The organism is Burkholderia sp. 22313 (genome assembly GCF_052045245.1).
Lineage (GTDB): Bacteria > Pseudomonadota > Gammaproteobacteria > Burkholderiales > Burkholderiaceae > Burkholderia.
This window is the reverse complement of the sequence record NZ_JBQEON010000028.1, coordinates 70,426-83,274: the sequence shown is the minus strand read 5'-3', so window position 1 is coordinate 83,274 and position 12,849 is coordinate 70,426. Positions and strand designations below refer to the sequence as shown.

Below are 12,849 nucleotides of genomic sequence, written 5' to 3'. Positions count from 1 at the left end.
CGCGGCGCGTGCCGCGCGTCGAGGGGCGTCGACGGGCGTCGCTGGCGGGGGCCTGATGGTCAGCGGCGCGCGGCGTCGTCTTCGATGAGCGGCGGCAGGCGGCGCGGCACCGGCGTCGATTTCACGATCGCCGTGCTGGTTTCCGCGCGCTCCGTCACCTTTGACAGGATGTCGTCGAGGTGCTCGATCGTGCGCAGGTAGAGCCGGCAGATGAAGCAGTCCTCGCCGGTCACCTTGTCGCATTCGACGAATTCCGGAATCCGCCGCAGCACGTCCTCGACGAGATGCAACTGCCCCGGCAGCGGCTTCACGCGCACGATCGCCTGCAGCGTGTAACCGAGCGCGCGCGGATCGAGCTCGACCGTGAAGCCCGCGATCACGCCCTGCGCCTCGAGCCGCCGCACGCGGTCGGCGGTCGCGGGCGCGGACAGCCCGATCTGCCGCGCCAGTTCGCTGGTGGCGATGCGCGCATCCTCGGCGAGCGCCGTGAGGATCGCGCGGTCGGTCGCGTCCAGTGACGCGACGGCGGGTGGAGGAAGGCGTTTCGACATGATCGCTTTGCTTTCGAAGGTGAATCGGCGGTTTCACTTCAGTTTAGCCGTGGATGCACGGAAGGCAAGTTTCTAGAATCGAAGTCATCCCCTCTCGTCGAACGGAGTCCATGATGGCCTCGAACGAAATCCGCCGCGGCGCCGCCGAGATGGTCGTCGCGATGGTGATGTCCGGCATGATCGGCTGGCTCGTGATGTCGTCGCGGCAACCGCTCACCAATGTCGTGTTCTTCCGCTGCCTGTTCGGCGCCGCGACGCTCGCGATCGTCTGCGCGGCGCTCGGCTTGCTGCGCCGCGCGCTGTTCTCGCCGCGCATGCTCGCGCTCGCGACACTCGGCAGCGTCGCGATCGTCGCGAACTGGCTGCTGCTGTTCGCCGCCTATTCGCGCGCATCGATCTCGATGGCCACCGCCGTCTACAACACCCAGCCGTTCATGCTGGTCGCGCTCGGCGCGATCGTGTTCCGCGAAAAGGTCAGCGCGTCGACGATCGCGTGGCTCGCGCTCGCATTCATCGGGCTCGTGTGCGTGGTGCGCGTCGAACCGGCCGTGCTCGCGGTGCCCGGCGAATATCTCGAAGGCGTCGCGCTGTCGCTCGGCGCGGCCTTCCTGTACGCGGTGTCGTCGATCGTCACGAAGCACCTGAAAGGCACGCCGCCGCATCTGCTCGCGCTGCTGCAGGCCGGCCTCGGCATCGTGCTGCTCGCGCCGTTCGCGCAGTTCGGCACGTTGCCCGCGACGGCCGCGCAGTGGCTCGATCTCGTCGTGCTCGGCGTCGTCAACACGGGCGTGATGTACGTGCTGCTGTACGGCGCGATCCAGAAGCTGCCGGTCGCGATGACGGGCGCGCTGTCGTTCGTCTATCCGGTCGTCGCGATCATCGTCGATCGCGTCGCGTTCGGGCAGACGCTCGCGTGGACGCAGGTGCTCGGCGCGCTGCTGATCCTGCTCGCCGCGGCCGGCGTGAACCTCGGCTGGCGTCTCGTGCCCGCGCGTCGCGCGGCGGTCGGCAACTGAGAAAGAGGCGTGCGTTCGGCTTGCCGCCAACGCCTGCCCGCGCTGCAGCCGGGCACGCGGATTGCGCTCGAGACACGCCGTAAGAAGTTGTAGGGAAACACCCGATGCGACGCTGCGGCGTCGCTCGTATGATGCGGGCTGTGACGTTGATCACGTTCACAGGATTCCGATCTCATGCCGTTCGCCAAGACAGGCCGAACGGCATTTTTTTATGCGCCGCTCCGGGCGAGCAGGCGCCGCCGCGCATCGAGCCGCGCGAGCAACTCGCGCCTCGCATCGTCGTCCGACGCACGCCATCCCTTGATCTCGTCGCGTGTGCGCAGGCAGCCCGCGCACCAGTCGGTGCGCGGATCGATCCGGCAGACGTCGGTGCACGGCGATGCAACCGTGCCGACCGTGACCGGCACGTCGCTCATGCGTCGTTCCGCAGCGCGACGTCGGCGACGGGCGCACCCGTCAGCGACACGAGCTCCTGCGGCGACAGGTTGAACACCGCGTGCGGATGGCCGGCGGCCGCCCACAGGCTGTCGAGCGCGAGCAGGTCGGCGTCGATCAGCGTGACCGGATCGACCAGATGGCCGATCGGGCAGACGCCGCCGATCGCGTAGCCGGTGTTGTCACGCACGAATTTCGCATCGGCGCGGCCGACCGCGCCGACTTGCGCGGCGACTTTCTTCTCGTCGACGCGGTTGACGCCGCTCGCGACGACGAGCACCGGCAGGCCGTCCGATTCACGGCGGAACAGAATCGACTTCGCGATCTGCGCGACCGAGCAGCCGAGCCCGGCCGCCGCCTCGGCGGAGGTCTTGCCGGTTTCGGCGAGCATCACGATCCCTTTCGCATGCCCGCGTTCGCGCAGCAGCAGCGCGACGCGTCGCGCGGAATCGGGGAGGGCGTCGAATGAAGTGGGTGTCGTCATGGGGAATCCGTGTAGGTCGGGGTCAGACGCAGCTCGGCGCGTCGGCCGCGCTTTGCGCCTTCGCGAGCAGCGCGCGACCGGCGCGCGACACGTTCGTGCGGCCGATCGCGTTGGAGATGAAGTCGCCGGCGGCGACCACCTGCGCGAGATCGATGCCGGTGTCGATGCCGAGGCCCTGCAGCAGGTACAGCACGTCCTCGGTCGCGACGTTGCCGGTCGCGCCCTTCGCGTACGGGCAGCCGCCGAGGCCGGCCACCGATGCGTGGAAGATCTCGATCCCTTCGAACAGCGCCGCGTAGATGTTCGCGAGCGCCTGGCCGTAGGTGTCGTGGAAGTGGCCCGACAGCCGTTCGCGCGGGAACACGCGCGTGACGGCCGCGAGCACTTCGCGCGTGCGCTTCGGCGTGCCGACGCCGATCGTGTCGGCGATGTCGATCTCGTCGCAGCCGAGCGCGGCGAAGCGTTCGACGACGTCGACGACCGACGCGACCGGCACCTCGCCCTGGTACGGGCAGCCGAGCGTGCACGACACGCTGCCGCGCAGCCGCAGCCCGGCGTCCTTCGCGGCCTTCGCGACCGGCTCGAAGCGCGCGATGCTTTCCGCGATGCTGCAGTTGATGTTCCGCTGCGAGAAGGCCTCGCTCGCCGCGCCGAAGATCACCACTTCGTCCGCGCGGGCGGCGAGCGCGTTCTCGAAGCCCTTCAGGTTCGGCGTGAGCACCGAATACACGGTGCCCGCGCGCCGCTCGATGCCGGCCATCACGTCGGCGCCGTCGGCCATCTGCGGCACCCATTTCGGCGACACGAACGACGCGGCCTCGACATTGCGGAAGCCGGCGCGCGACAGGCGATCGACGAGCGCGATCTTCACGTCGGTCGGCACGAAGGTCTTTTCGTTCTGCAGCCCGTCGCGCGGGCCGACTTCGACGATCTTGACGGCGGTGGGGAAGGTCATGGTTGTCTCCGGTTTGGTATGGAGCGGAATTCAGTAGCCGCGTGTGTAGTCGACGATGCCGCCGACGCGCTCGCCGCGCTCGAACGCGCGGATCTTGCCGGCGATCTGCTCGACGGCTTCGTCGCGCAGCGTCTCGGCCGAACTGTGCGGCGTGATCGTGATGCGCGGCGCGTGCCAGAACGGATGGTCGACCGGCAGCGGCTCGTGCTGGAACACGTCGAGCGTCGCGGCGGCGACCTGGCCGCTCGCGAGCGCGTCGAGCAGGTCGGCTTCGACGAGATGCGCGCCGCGTGCGACGTTCACCACGTACGCGCCGGGCGCGAGCCGTGCGAAGGTGCGCGCGCACAGGATCCCGTCGGTATCGCGCGTGCTCGGCAGCAGGTTCACGAGCACCTTCGCGCCGTCGACGCACGCGTCGAACGCGCCGTCGCCGGCGAAGGTCGCGATCCCGTCGAGCTGCTTCGCGCTGCGGCTGTAGCCGCGCACCGGCAGGCCGAGCGCCGCGAGCGCCTGCGCGACCTGCGCGCCGAGCACGCCGAGGCCGAGCACGGCGACGGTGAAACGCGCGCGCGAATGCGGCTCGAGCACCTGCCAGCGGCGCTCGCGCTGCAGCGCTTCGTATTCGTCGAAGCGGCGCAGGTAGCGCAGCACCGCGTGCGTCACGTATTCGATCATCTGCCGCGCCATGCCCGAATCCTCGAGGCGCACCAGCGGCACGTCGCGCGGCAGCGTGCCGGGATGGGCGCGATCGAGCGCGAGCAACGCGTCGACGCCCGCGCCGAGGTTGAAGATCGCGCGCAGGCCGTCGCGCGGCGCGAACAGCTCGCGCGGCGCGCGCCACACGAGCGCGTAGTCGGCGGCGGCCGTGTCGCCCGGCTGCCACGCGCGCAACGCCGCCTCGGGCAAGGCCCGCGCGATCGCGTCGCGCCATGCGCCGGCGTCCTGCTGCGGCGAGTAGAACAGGATCTTCATGCGCTTACTTCGCGAACAGCTGGCCGATGTCGGCGAATGCCTTGAATTCGAGCGCGTTGCCGCACGGATCGAGGAAGAACATCGTCGCCTGCTCGCCGACCTCGCCCTTGAAGCGGATATGCGGCTCGATCACGAAGCGCGTGTTGGCGGCCTTGAGTTTGTCGGCGAGCGCATGCCATTCGTCCATCGACAGCACGACGCCGAAATGGCGCACCGGCACGTCGTCGCCGTCGACCGGGTTCACCGCGCTCGCGCCGGTTTCGTCCGGTGCGAGGTGCGCGACGAGCTGGTGGCCGAAGAAGTCGAAATCGACCCAGTGGTCGGAGCTGCGGCCCTCGGGGCAGCCGAGCAGGTCGCCGTAGAACGCGCGCGCGCCGCTGAGGCTCGACACGGGGAAGGCGAGATGGAACGGGCGCAGCGCGCCGGCGGGCGTAGCGGACATCGGGCGTCTCCTGTCGATCGGAACCGGCGCGGCGGCGCCCGGTTCGATCCGATGCATGGCAAGCGGGAAGCCCACATTCTACGGTTTCGCGGCGCGTTGCGCCGCCGCAAGCCGGCCAGCTCGCACCGGGAGGGTCCCGGTGGCCGTCCCCTCGGTGGCCGTCCCGCGGAAAAGCAAAGCACAAAATATTGGTTCGGCCGCCGGGCGCGGCGCGCCACAATCGAACCTCGTCTCCAAGCAAAGCCAAGCGAGGGCAATCATGCGCGCATGCAACAAATCGGCGTGGCCGCCGCGGCTCGTGACCGTTCCGGGCCTGCACGGCAGCGAAGGCGCCCACTGGCAGACCTGGCTGGAGCGGCAGTTTCCGCGTTCGCTGCGGGTCGAGCAGGCCGATTGGGATGCGCCCGACCTCGCGGGCTGGGCCCAGTCCGTGCGCGCGCTGCTCGAGCGCGAGCGTGGCCCGTTCGTGCTGGCCGCGCACAGCTTCGGCTGCCTCGCGGCCGCGCATGCGCTCCTGCAATGGCCGCACGCGGCCGAGGTGGCAGGCGTGCTGCTCGTCGCACCGGCCAGTCCGAGGAAATTCACGTTCGCCGGGGCGTTCGACGCGCGCCGGCTCGCGGTGCCGTCGATCGTGATCGGCAGCGAAAGCGATCCGTGGATGTCGCTCGCCGACTCACGCACGCTCGCGCAGCGGCTCGGCAGCGCGTTCGTCAATCTCGGCGACGCCGGGCACATCAACACCGCGGCCGGCTTCGGGCCCTGGCCGCGCGCGAAGTACTTCATCGACACGCTGGTGCATTGCGCGGCGCCGCTGCGCTTTCGCGAGGCGGACGACGGCTTCGACGCCGCGCGCGTCGACCGCGCGCTGGCGCACGCGATCTGACACTCGCGGGCACGCGCCGCGCGGCGGATGCCGCGCACCGTCGTGCCGCCGTGCTTACGATGCGGAGACGGGTTGCACCGCGGCCGGATCCGAGTAGCTCGGTCGGCCGTTCTCGACGTGACCCGCGAAGCGGCGCGAGAACGTGCCGTTCGCGCCGTCGCTGACCGTCACGTCATACCAGTGGTGGCTCGACGCGAGCGCCCATTGCTCGACCTGCTCGCCGCCGCCGTGCAGGGTCACCTGGCGCGCGGGCGCACCGTACGCGTTGTCGGTCAGCGTCAGCGTGACGTGGCCCGTGCCCGGATTGCGCAGCTTCAGGTACAGGTTCCCGTTCGCGATGTCGTAGCCGGCCTTCACTTCGGGCTGCGCGTGGTTGCGGCGGCGCGCGGTCGCGGCCGACACGTTGCCCGCGAACATCCGCACGAAGCCGTTCGGCCCGTACACCGAGAACGCATACGCGCCGTTCGTTTCCGCCAGGTCGAAATCCGCATGCAGCACGCGACGCGCGCCGATCGTATAGCGCCACGGGCCGTCGGTGCGGTTCGTCGCGTACACCTGGAAGTGCGCGCCCTGGTTGCCGCGGTTCGCGAATTCGATGCGCAGCGTGTTGCCGCCGTGGAGGCTCGCGTTCACGTGCAGTTCGTACGGCAGCGCGCGGGCGGGCCGCACGCCGGGTTCCTGCGGGTCGATCGGCGACGGCGTCGCGGGCACGGTCGGCGCGGGTTGCGACGTGCATTGCTGGTCGGCGATCGTGCGGTACTGGCTCGTGTCGGGCAGCGACGGGAACGACACGTCGGTCGAGCGGAAGTCGAACGCGGCGGTGAGGTCGCCGCAGACGGTCCGGCGCCACGGCGTGATGTTCGGCTCGTCGACGCCGAAGCGCTCGCCGATGAAGCGGATCACCGACGTGTGGTCGAACACCTGCGAGCACACGAACCCGCCCTTCGACCACGGCGACACGACCGTCATCGGCACGCGCGGCCCGAGGCCGTAAGGCAGCCCGTCGGCCGTATAGCTGCCGCCGCGGCCGGGGTTCACGACCGTGTGCAGCTCGCCGTCGGTCGTCACGGTCGATACGCCCTGCGCGGCGGAGGTCGGCGGCTGCGGCGGCACGACGTGATCGAAGAAGCCGTCGTTTTCGTCGTACATGATGAACAGCACGGTCTTCGCCCACACGTCCGGGTTCGCCGTGAGCGCGTCGAGGATCTGCGACGTGTAGTTCGCGCCGTACGCCGGCGTGTATTTCGGGTGTTCGGAGAACGCGGCGGGCGGCAGCAGCCACGATACCTGCGGCAGCCGGTCGTTGATCACGTCGTCCTTCAGGTTGTCGAGCGTGCGCACCGTCTGCGCGCGCTGGTACAGCGGCGAGCCCGGCTTCGCGTTGATGAAGTTCGTGAAGTTCTGCAGGATGTTCGTGCCGTAGTTGCCGTTGTACGGGTCGGCCCACGTGAGCCCCTGCTGGTAGATCTGCCACGACACGCCGCGCGCCTCGAGCCGTTCGGGGAAGGTCGTCCACGACAGCAGCTGGTACGCGGGCGGCAGGTCGCCGTCGACGTAGTCGGCGTTGTCGAGCAGCGGGCCGCCGAACTTGCCGGTCGGGTCGACCGTGCCCGTCATCAGGTACGCGCGATTCGGATGCGTCGGGCCCGGCAGCGAGCAGAAGTAGTTGTCGCACACGGTGAACGCATCGGCGAGCGCGTAGTGGAACGGGATGTCCTCGCGCACGTGATAGCCCATCGTCATGTCGGTCTTGTTCGCGGGCCACTGGTCGTAGCGCCCGCCGTCGATCGCCGCGTGGGTCTTCGCCCACGAGTGGTCGAGCGCGCCGAGGCACTGCGCGCTGGTCGTCTTCGTGTCGAGCCGGAACGGCAGCACCGGCTTCGCCGGGTCCTCCTTCGACGGCTGGTACCACACCGGCTTGCCGTTCGGCAGCGGGATCGGGAAGCGGTCGTTGTAGCCGCGCACGCCGCGCAGGTGTCCGAAGTAATGGTCGAACGAGCGGTTCTCCTGCATGAACACGACGATGTGCTGGACATCGCGGATCGTGCCGGTGCCGCGCGCGGCCGGAATCGCGAGCGCGCGGCGGATCGATTCGGGGAACGCGTTGAGCGCGACGGCCACACCCGCGGATTGTGCGACGGTATGCAGGAAACGGCGGCGGCTGGATGACGTCATGCTATTTCACCTCGGTTCTGCGATCGGGAGAAGGGGACGGGAACGGCGGGATCAATGCGGCGACGAAGCAGCGACGTCGGACGCGCCCGCATTCGTCGCGGGCTTGGCATCGTCGTCGTCATCGGGCGGGTAGTGGACGACGGGCGGCGCGAGCGGCGCGGCATCGGACGCGGCGGCGCTCGCGCCGGCGTCGCGGTTGAATGCGCTCGCGGCGCCGGACGATGCGCCGGCCTGCTGCGACGCATCGGCCGCGTGCGTGTCGTGCGGCGCGTCGTCGCTGCACGCGGCGGCGAAGATGGCGGCACACAGAACGACGACGAGGGCAATGCGACGCATGACTTCTCTCCTGGCGGGCGGATCGGGAAACGTTTCCGAGTATGCCGATGCGATGCGACGATTCGGTGAATCGTTTGCGACCGGTTTGCGACCGGTTTGCGACCGGCGCGTGATCGCGAGCGGCTTTCGCGAAGCTGAACGAATGCTTTCGCGGACGGCCTCATCCCCGCACGGCAGATTTTTCCAGCGGATGCAGATCGCGCACGCATCGGCATGCGCGTGCAACGCGGCGGCCCGGGGCATCGCGATGCGTGCGCGGTGCGCGGCACGGCGAATGCGCTCGGCAATTGCGGGGTGATGTACCGCGGGCCATGCCGACCGACGGTCGTTTTTGCCGCTTCGCCAGCGCACGGCCAGCCGCGCGTCAGCGTGGCGCCATGCGCGCGCCATGAAAGCCGGCGCGGCAGGTCGGTCACGCGTTCGCGCCCCGTACCGATACGTGCCTCGCGCGGGGGCACGACCCGCGCCCGGCCGCGGCACCGGAATTGCTCTTCTGCGCCGATGTGCGTGCCGTCCCGCGCGGTCGTTCGGGCACGGGCGGCATCTCCCCATCGGCATCCATCAACCCTGGAGCGAGCAGAAGCCATGTCCCGCGATCGATCCGCCTTTCCGTCTGCCGAGCCCGCGCGCGGTGCCACTCCGACGCCGCCCGGGCCCGGCCAGTCCGCGGCGCTGCCGTTGCCGCACGATACGCCGTCCAGTGCCGCGCGGCGCCGCTTCCTGCAATCCGCCGCGGCGGCCGCCACGGTCGGCGCCGCATCGCCCGTTCATCCGCAGCCGCCGCGCGCGGCATCGCCATCCGCCGCCCCGCACCGCGACACGGTGCCGGCGCAGCCGGTTCATCTCGACATCAACGGGCGCGCCTACACGCTGCAGCTCGAACCGCGCGTCACGCTGCTCGATGCATTGCGCGAATACGCAGGGCTCACCGGCACGAAGAAGGGCTGCGATCGCGGGCAGTGCGGCGCATGCACGGTGCTCGTCGACGGGCGGCGCATCAACGCGTGCCTGACGCTCGCGGTGATGCACGAAGGCGAGCGGATCACGACCGTCGAAGGGCTGGCGCGCGGTGGCGTGTTGAGCCCGGTGCAACGTGCGTTCGTCGAATACGACGCGTTCCAGTGCGGCTACTGCACGTCCGGCCAGCTCTGCTCCGCGACCGCGCTGCTCGACGAGTTCTCGGCGGGCGCGGCGAGCGCGGCCACCGACGACGTGCGGCGCCGTCCCGCGCAACTGTCGGACGACGAGATCCGCGAACGCATGAGCGGCAACCTGTGTCGCTGCGGTGCGTACCCGAACATCGTCGCCGCCGTGCGCGCCGCGCATGCGGCCAACACCTAGGTGCGGGAGGGCACCGCCATGGAAGCGATCTCCTATGAACGTGCGACCGACGTCGCCGGTGCCGTGCGGGCAGCGCAGCGGCCGGGCGCGGCATTCATCGGCGGCGGCACGAACCTGCTGGACCTGATGAAGGGCGGCGTCGCGCGGCCCGTCGCGCTCGTCGACATCACGCGCATCGCGGGGCTCGATGCGGTCGATGCGCTGCCCGGCGGCGGGCTGCGCATCGGTGCGCTCGTGCGCAACAGCGATGCGGCCGATCATCCGCGCGTGCGCGCCGACTATCCGCTGCTGTCGCAGGCGCTGCTCGCCGGCGCGTCGGCGCAACTGCGCAACATGGCGACCGTCGGCGGCAACCTGATGCAGCGCACGCGCTGCCCTTATTTCTACGATCCCGCGTTTGCACAATGCAACAAGCGCGAGCCGGGCAGCGGCTGCGCGGCGATCGGCGGTCATAACCGGATGCACGCGATTCTCGGCGCAAGCCCGCAGTGCGTGGCGGTGAACCCGTCGGACATGAGCGTCGCGCTCGCGGCGCTCGACGCCGTCGTCCAGGTGAGCGGCCCGCGCGGCGCACGGCAGATTCCGTTCGCGTCGTTTCATCGATTGCCGGGCGATCGGCCCGATCTCGACACGACACTCGAGGCGGGCGAGCTGATCACCGCGGTGGACTTGCCGCCGCCGCGCTTCGCGGACCACGCGCACTATCTGAAAGTGCGGGATCGCGCGAGCTACGCGTTTGCGCTGGTGTCGGTCGCCGCCGCGTTGCGGATGGACGGCCCGCGTGTTGCCGACGCACGGATCGCGCTCGGCGGCGTCGCGCACAAGCCATTGCGTGCGACCGTCGCGGAAGCGCATCTCGCGGGCCGCATGCCGACCGACGCGACGCTGCGCGAGGCGGCCGCGCTCGCGCTGCAGGATGCGCGGCCGCTGGACGGCAACCGCTTCAAGGTCGCCCTCGCTCAGCGCGCGATCGTCCGTGCGGTCAGGACGGCTGCCGCCGCGACGGGAGGTGCCGCATGAACCCGTTGACCGGACAGCCGCTCGACCGCGTCGACGGCGAACTCAAGGTGACGGGCGGCGCGCGCTACGCGGCCGAATTCGTCGATGCGCGACTCGCGCATGCGGTGCTCGTGACGAGCACGATCGCGTCGGGGCGCATCGAGTCGATCGACACGGCGCACGCACGCGCGATGCCCGGCGTGCTGCTCGTGATCACGCACGAGAACGCGCTGCGGCTGCCGAACGGCGGCCGCCCGCCGCTGTCGCCGCCGGCCGGGCGCCACCTCACGCTATTGCAGGACGACACGGTGCGCTACAGCAACGAGCCCGTCGCGGTCGTCGTTGCCGACACGCTCGAGCAGGCGACCGATGCCGCGAATGCGGTGCAGGTGCGCTATCGCACGAGCGATGCCGCGCTCGATTTTGCGCACGCGAAGCGCCGCGCGCGCGTGCCGCCGAAGCAGCAGGGGCGCGCGATGGATACGCGGCGCGGCGACGTCGATGCCGGCCTGCGCGAAGGCGCGGTGCGCATCGACGCAACCTACACGACGCCGATGCAGCACCACAACCCGATCGAGCCGCACGCGACGATGGCGCACTGGGATGGCCCGACGCTCACGTTGCACGATGCGACGCAGGGCGTGTCGGGTGCGAGCACGGCCGTGGCCGCGGTCTTCGGCATCGCGCCGGAACAGGTGCGCGTGATCTCGCCGTTCCTCGGCGGCGGATTCGGCTGCAAGGGCTCGTCGTGGTCGCATGTGTCCTTGTGCGCGATGGCTGCGAAGCAGGTGGGGCGCCCGGTCCGGCTTGCGCTGACGCGGCCGCAGATGTTCGGCCCCGTCGGCGGCCGGCCGCTCACCGAGCAGCGCGTCGTACTGGCCGCACGTCACGACGGCACGCTGACGGCGATGCGCCATGACACGATCGCCACCACGTCGACGTTCGAGGACTGGATGGAGATGTGCGGGATGCCGTCGCGCATCATGTATGCGGTGCCGAACCATGCAACCACGCACCGCATCGTGTCGCTGAACGTCGGCACGCCGACGTTCATGCGTGCGCCCGGCGAGGCGTCCGGGTCGTTCGCGCTGGAATCGGCGATGGACGAGCTCGCCTGGCGGCTCGGCATGGATCCGGTCGCGCTGCGGCTCGCGAATTACGCGGAGGTCGATCCGCAGGACGGCAAGCCATGGTCGAGCAACAAGCTCCGCGAGTGCTATCAGGTCGGCGCGCGGCGCTTCGGCTGGTCGCGGCGTACCGGCGCGCCGCGCACGATGCGCGACGGCGACACGCTGATCGGCCTCGGGATGGCCGCCGCGACGTATCCCGCGAATCGCAGCGAGGCATCGGCGCGCGCGCGCATTCTTCCCGACGGCACGGCCGAAGTCGCGTCGGGCACGCAGGACATCGGCACGGGAACCTACACCGTGATGACGCAGGTCGCCGCCGACGCGCTCGGCTTCGCGCCGGAACACGTGCGCTTCGCGCTCGGCGATTCGAGCCTGCCGCGCGCGCCGGTATCGGGCGGCTCGCAATCGGCGGCGAGCGTCGCGCCCGCCGTGCGCGACGCGGCACAGAAGGCGCGTGCGATGCTGATCGCGCTCGCGATCGCCGATCCGGGGTCGCCGCTGCACGGCGCTGCCGTGGACGACGTGACGGTCGATAACGGCTGGGTCGTGCACCGCGGCGAGCCGACGCGGCGCGATCCGGCCGCCGCCGTGATCGCGCGCGCGGGCGGCCATCCGATCGACGCGCAGGCGACGACGAAACCGGGCGACGAGAAGTCGCGCTATGCGTCCCATTCGTTCGGCGCGGTGTTTGCGGAAGTGCACGTCGACGCCGAACTCGGCACGATTCGTGTGGCGCGCATCGTCGGCGTGTACAGCGTCGGCGGCCTGCTGAACGCGAAGACCGCGCGCAGCCAGTTGATCGGCGGGATGGTCTGGGGGCTGGGCACCGCACTCGAGGAAGGTTCGTATCTCGACGTGCGGCACGGCCGCTTCACGAATGCGAACCTTGCTGAATATCACGTGCCCGTGAACGCGGATATCGGCGATCTGGACGTGAGTTTCGTCGACGAGCGCGACACGCGTTTCAATCCGCTGGGCATTCGCGGTATCGGCGAGATCGGGATCACCGGCGTGCCGGCCGCGATTGCCAACGCCGTCTATCACGCGACGGGCGTGCGCGTGCGCGATCTGCCGATCACGCTCGACAAGGTCGCGACGCCGATGCGCGCGTGAGTGTCGGTGTCAGCGTC

The 12,849-nt window shown here is 70.2% G+C and carries 13 protein-coding genes; 5 read left to right on the top strand and 8 right to left on the bottom strand.

The features are described 5' to 3' along the window. Positions 1-59: 59 nt before the first annotated feature. Entirely contained in the window at positions 60-551 is a 492-nt protein-coding gene (locus ACTJKF_RS22215) for an Lrp/AsnC family transcriptional regulator (RefSeq protein ID WP_440626142.1), read from the bottom strand. Positions 552-664: 113 nt separating this feature from the next. On the opposite strand from ACTJKF_RS22215, the gene ACTJKF_RS22210 reads away from it, so the two are divergent. Next, entirely contained in the window at positions 665-1,567 is a 903-nt protein-coding gene (locus ACTJKF_RS22210) for a DMT family transporter (protein WP_440626140.1), read from the top strand. 209 nt (positions 1,568-1,776) lie between these two features. On the opposite strand, the gene ACTJKF_RS22205 is transcribed toward ACTJKF_RS22210, so the two are convergent. From ACTJKF_RS22205 to ACTJKF_RS22185, 5 genes are read right to left on the bottom strand one after another with little or no spacing between them, the layout of a single operon-like run. Then, the gene (locus tag ACTJKF_RS22205) at positions 1,777-1,983 is read right to left on the bottom strand and encodes a DUF1289 domain-containing protein (protein WP_440626138.1); all 207 of its coding nucleotides are present in this window, start codon (positions 1,981-1,983) and stop codon (positions 1,777-1,779) included. Further along, a complete protein-coding gene (locus tag ACTJKF_RS22200) occupies positions 1,980-2,486 on the bottom strand; it encodes a YbaK/EbsC family protein (RefSeq protein WP_440626137.1) in 507 nt (168 codons plus the stop codon). The genes ACTJKF_RS22205 and ACTJKF_RS22200 overlap by 4 nt, the downstream gene beginning before the upstream one ends. 22 nt (positions 2,487-2,508) lie before the next feature. Then, on the bottom strand, positions 2,509-3,441 hold the full coding sequence (locus tag ACTJKF_RS22195; protein ID WP_440626135.1) for a hydroxymethylglutaryl-CoA lyase: 933 nt from the start codon (positions 3,439-3,441) through the stop codon (positions 2,509-2,511). A gap of 30 nt (positions 3,442-3,471) precedes the next feature. Further along, the gene (locus ACTJKF_RS22190; RefSeq protein ID WP_440626133.1) at positions 3,472-4,413 is read right to left on the bottom strand and encodes a 2-hydroxyacid dehydrogenase; all 942 of its coding nucleotides are present in this window, start codon (positions 4,411-4,413) and stop codon (positions 3,472-3,474) included. Positions 4,414-4,417: 4 nt separating this feature from the next. Continuing rightward, positions 4,418-4,855 (bottom strand): VOC family protein, encoded by a 438-nt coding sequence (locus ACTJKF_RS22185; protein ID WP_440626132.1) that lies wholly within the window; start codon positions 4,853-4,855, stop codon positions 4,418-4,420. Positions 4,856-5,114: 259 nt separating this feature from the next. Between ACTJKF_RS22185 and ACTJKF_RS22180 the strand changes: the two genes are divergently transcribed. Further along, positions 5,115-5,738: an RBBP9/YdeN family alpha/beta hydrolase gene (locus ACTJKF_RS22180; protein ID WP_440626130.1), complete on the top strand. Its 624-nt coding sequence runs from the start codon at positions 5,115-5,117 to the stop codon at positions 5,736-5,738. A gap of 54 nt (positions 5,739-5,792) precedes the next feature. Here the strand turns inward: ACTJKF_RS22180 and ACTJKF_RS22175 are convergent, their stop codons facing one another. Both ACTJKF_RS22175 and ACTJKF_RS22170 read right to left on the bottom strand, forming a co-directional pair. Further along, a complete protein-coding gene (locus ACTJKF_RS22175) occupies positions 5,793-7,913 on the bottom strand; it encodes a phosphocholine-specific phospholipase C (RefSeq protein WP_440626128.1) in 2,121 nt (706 codons plus the stop codon). A gap of 51 nt (positions 7,914-7,964) precedes the next feature. Next, a complete protein-coding gene (locus tag ACTJKF_RS22170) occupies positions 7,965-8,249 on the bottom strand; it encodes a hypothetical protein (RefSeq protein ID WP_440626126.1) in 285 nt (94 codons plus the stop codon). Positions 8,250-8,834: 585 nt separating this feature from the next. On the opposite strand from ACTJKF_RS22170, the gene ACTJKF_RS22165 reads away from it, so the two are divergent. From ACTJKF_RS22165 to ACTJKF_RS22155, 3 genes are read left to right on the top strand one after another with little or no spacing between them, the layout of a single operon-like run. After that, complete coding sequence (locus tag ACTJKF_RS22165) at positions 8,835-9,590, top strand: 2Fe-2S iron-sulfur cluster-binding protein (RefSeq protein WP_440626125.1); 756 nt, start codon at positions 8,835-8,837, stop codon at positions 9,588-9,590. Between the two features lie 18 nt (positions 9,591-9,608). Continuing rightward, complete coding sequence (locus tag ACTJKF_RS22160) at positions 9,609-10,610, top strand: FAD binding domain-containing protein (protein ID WP_440626123.1); 1,002 nt, start codon at positions 9,609-9,611, stop codon at positions 10,608-10,610. Beyond that, complete coding sequence (locus ACTJKF_RS22155; RefSeq protein ID WP_440626121.1) at positions 10,607-12,832, top strand: xanthine dehydrogenase family protein molybdopterin-binding subunit; 2,226 nt, start codon at positions 10,607-10,609, stop codon at positions 12,830-12,832. The genes ACTJKF_RS22160 and ACTJKF_RS22155 overlap by 4 nt, the downstream gene beginning before the upstream one ends. Positions 12,833-12,849 lie beyond the last annotated feature (17 nt).

Coding starts and splice junctions, on each gene's coding strand:
- ACTJKF_RS22155 (WP_440626121.1), top strand. CDS start 10,607: ATGAACCCGTTGACCGGACAGCCGCTCGACCGCGTCGACGGCGAACTC.
- ACTJKF_RS22165 (WP_440626125.1), top strand. CDS start 8,835: ATGTCCCGCGATCGATCCGCCTTTCCGTCTGCCGAGCCCGCGCGCGGT.
- ACTJKF_RS22160 (WP_440626123.1), top strand. CDS start 9,609: ATGGAAGCGATCTCCTATGAACGTGCGACCGACGTCGCCGGTGCCGTG.
- ACTJKF_RS22210 (WP_440626140.1), top strand. CDS start 665: ATGGCCTCGAACGAAATCCGCCGCGGCGCCGCCGAGATGGTCGTCGCG.
- ACTJKF_RS22185 (WP_440626132.1), bottom strand. CDS start 4,855: ATGTCCGCTACGCCCGCCGGCGCGCTGCGCCCGTTCCATCTCGCCTTC.
- ACTJKF_RS22190 (WP_440626133.1), bottom strand. CDS start 4,413: ATGAAGATCCTGTTCTACTCGCCGCAGCAGGACGCCGGCGCATGGCGC.
- ACTJKF_RS22180 (WP_440626130.1), top strand. CDS start 5,115: ATGCGCGCATGCAACAAATCGGCGTGGCCGCCGCGGCTCGTGACCGTT.
- ACTJKF_RS22205 (WP_440626138.1), bottom strand. CDS start 1,983: ATGAGCGACGTGCCGGTCACGGTCGGCACGGTTGCATCGCCGTGCACC.
- ACTJKF_RS22195 (WP_440626135.1), bottom strand. CDS start 3,441: ATGACCTTCCCCACCGCCGTCAAGATCGTCGAAGTCGGCCCGCGCGAC.
- ACTJKF_RS22170 (WP_440626126.1), bottom strand. CDS start 8,249: ATGCGTCGCATTGCCCTCGTCGTCGTTCTGTGTGCCGCCATCTTCGCC.
- ACTJKF_RS22175 (WP_440626128.1), bottom strand. CDS start 7,913: ATGACGTCATCCAGCCGCCGCCGTTTCCTGCATACCGTCGCACAATCC.
- ACTJKF_RS22200 (WP_440626137.1), bottom strand. CDS start 2,486: ATGACGACACCCACTTCATTCGACGCCCTCCCCGATTCCGCGCGACGC.
- ACTJKF_RS22215 (WP_440626142.1), bottom strand. CDS start 551: ATGTCGAAACGCCTTCCTCCACCCGCCGTCGCGTCACTGGACGCGACC.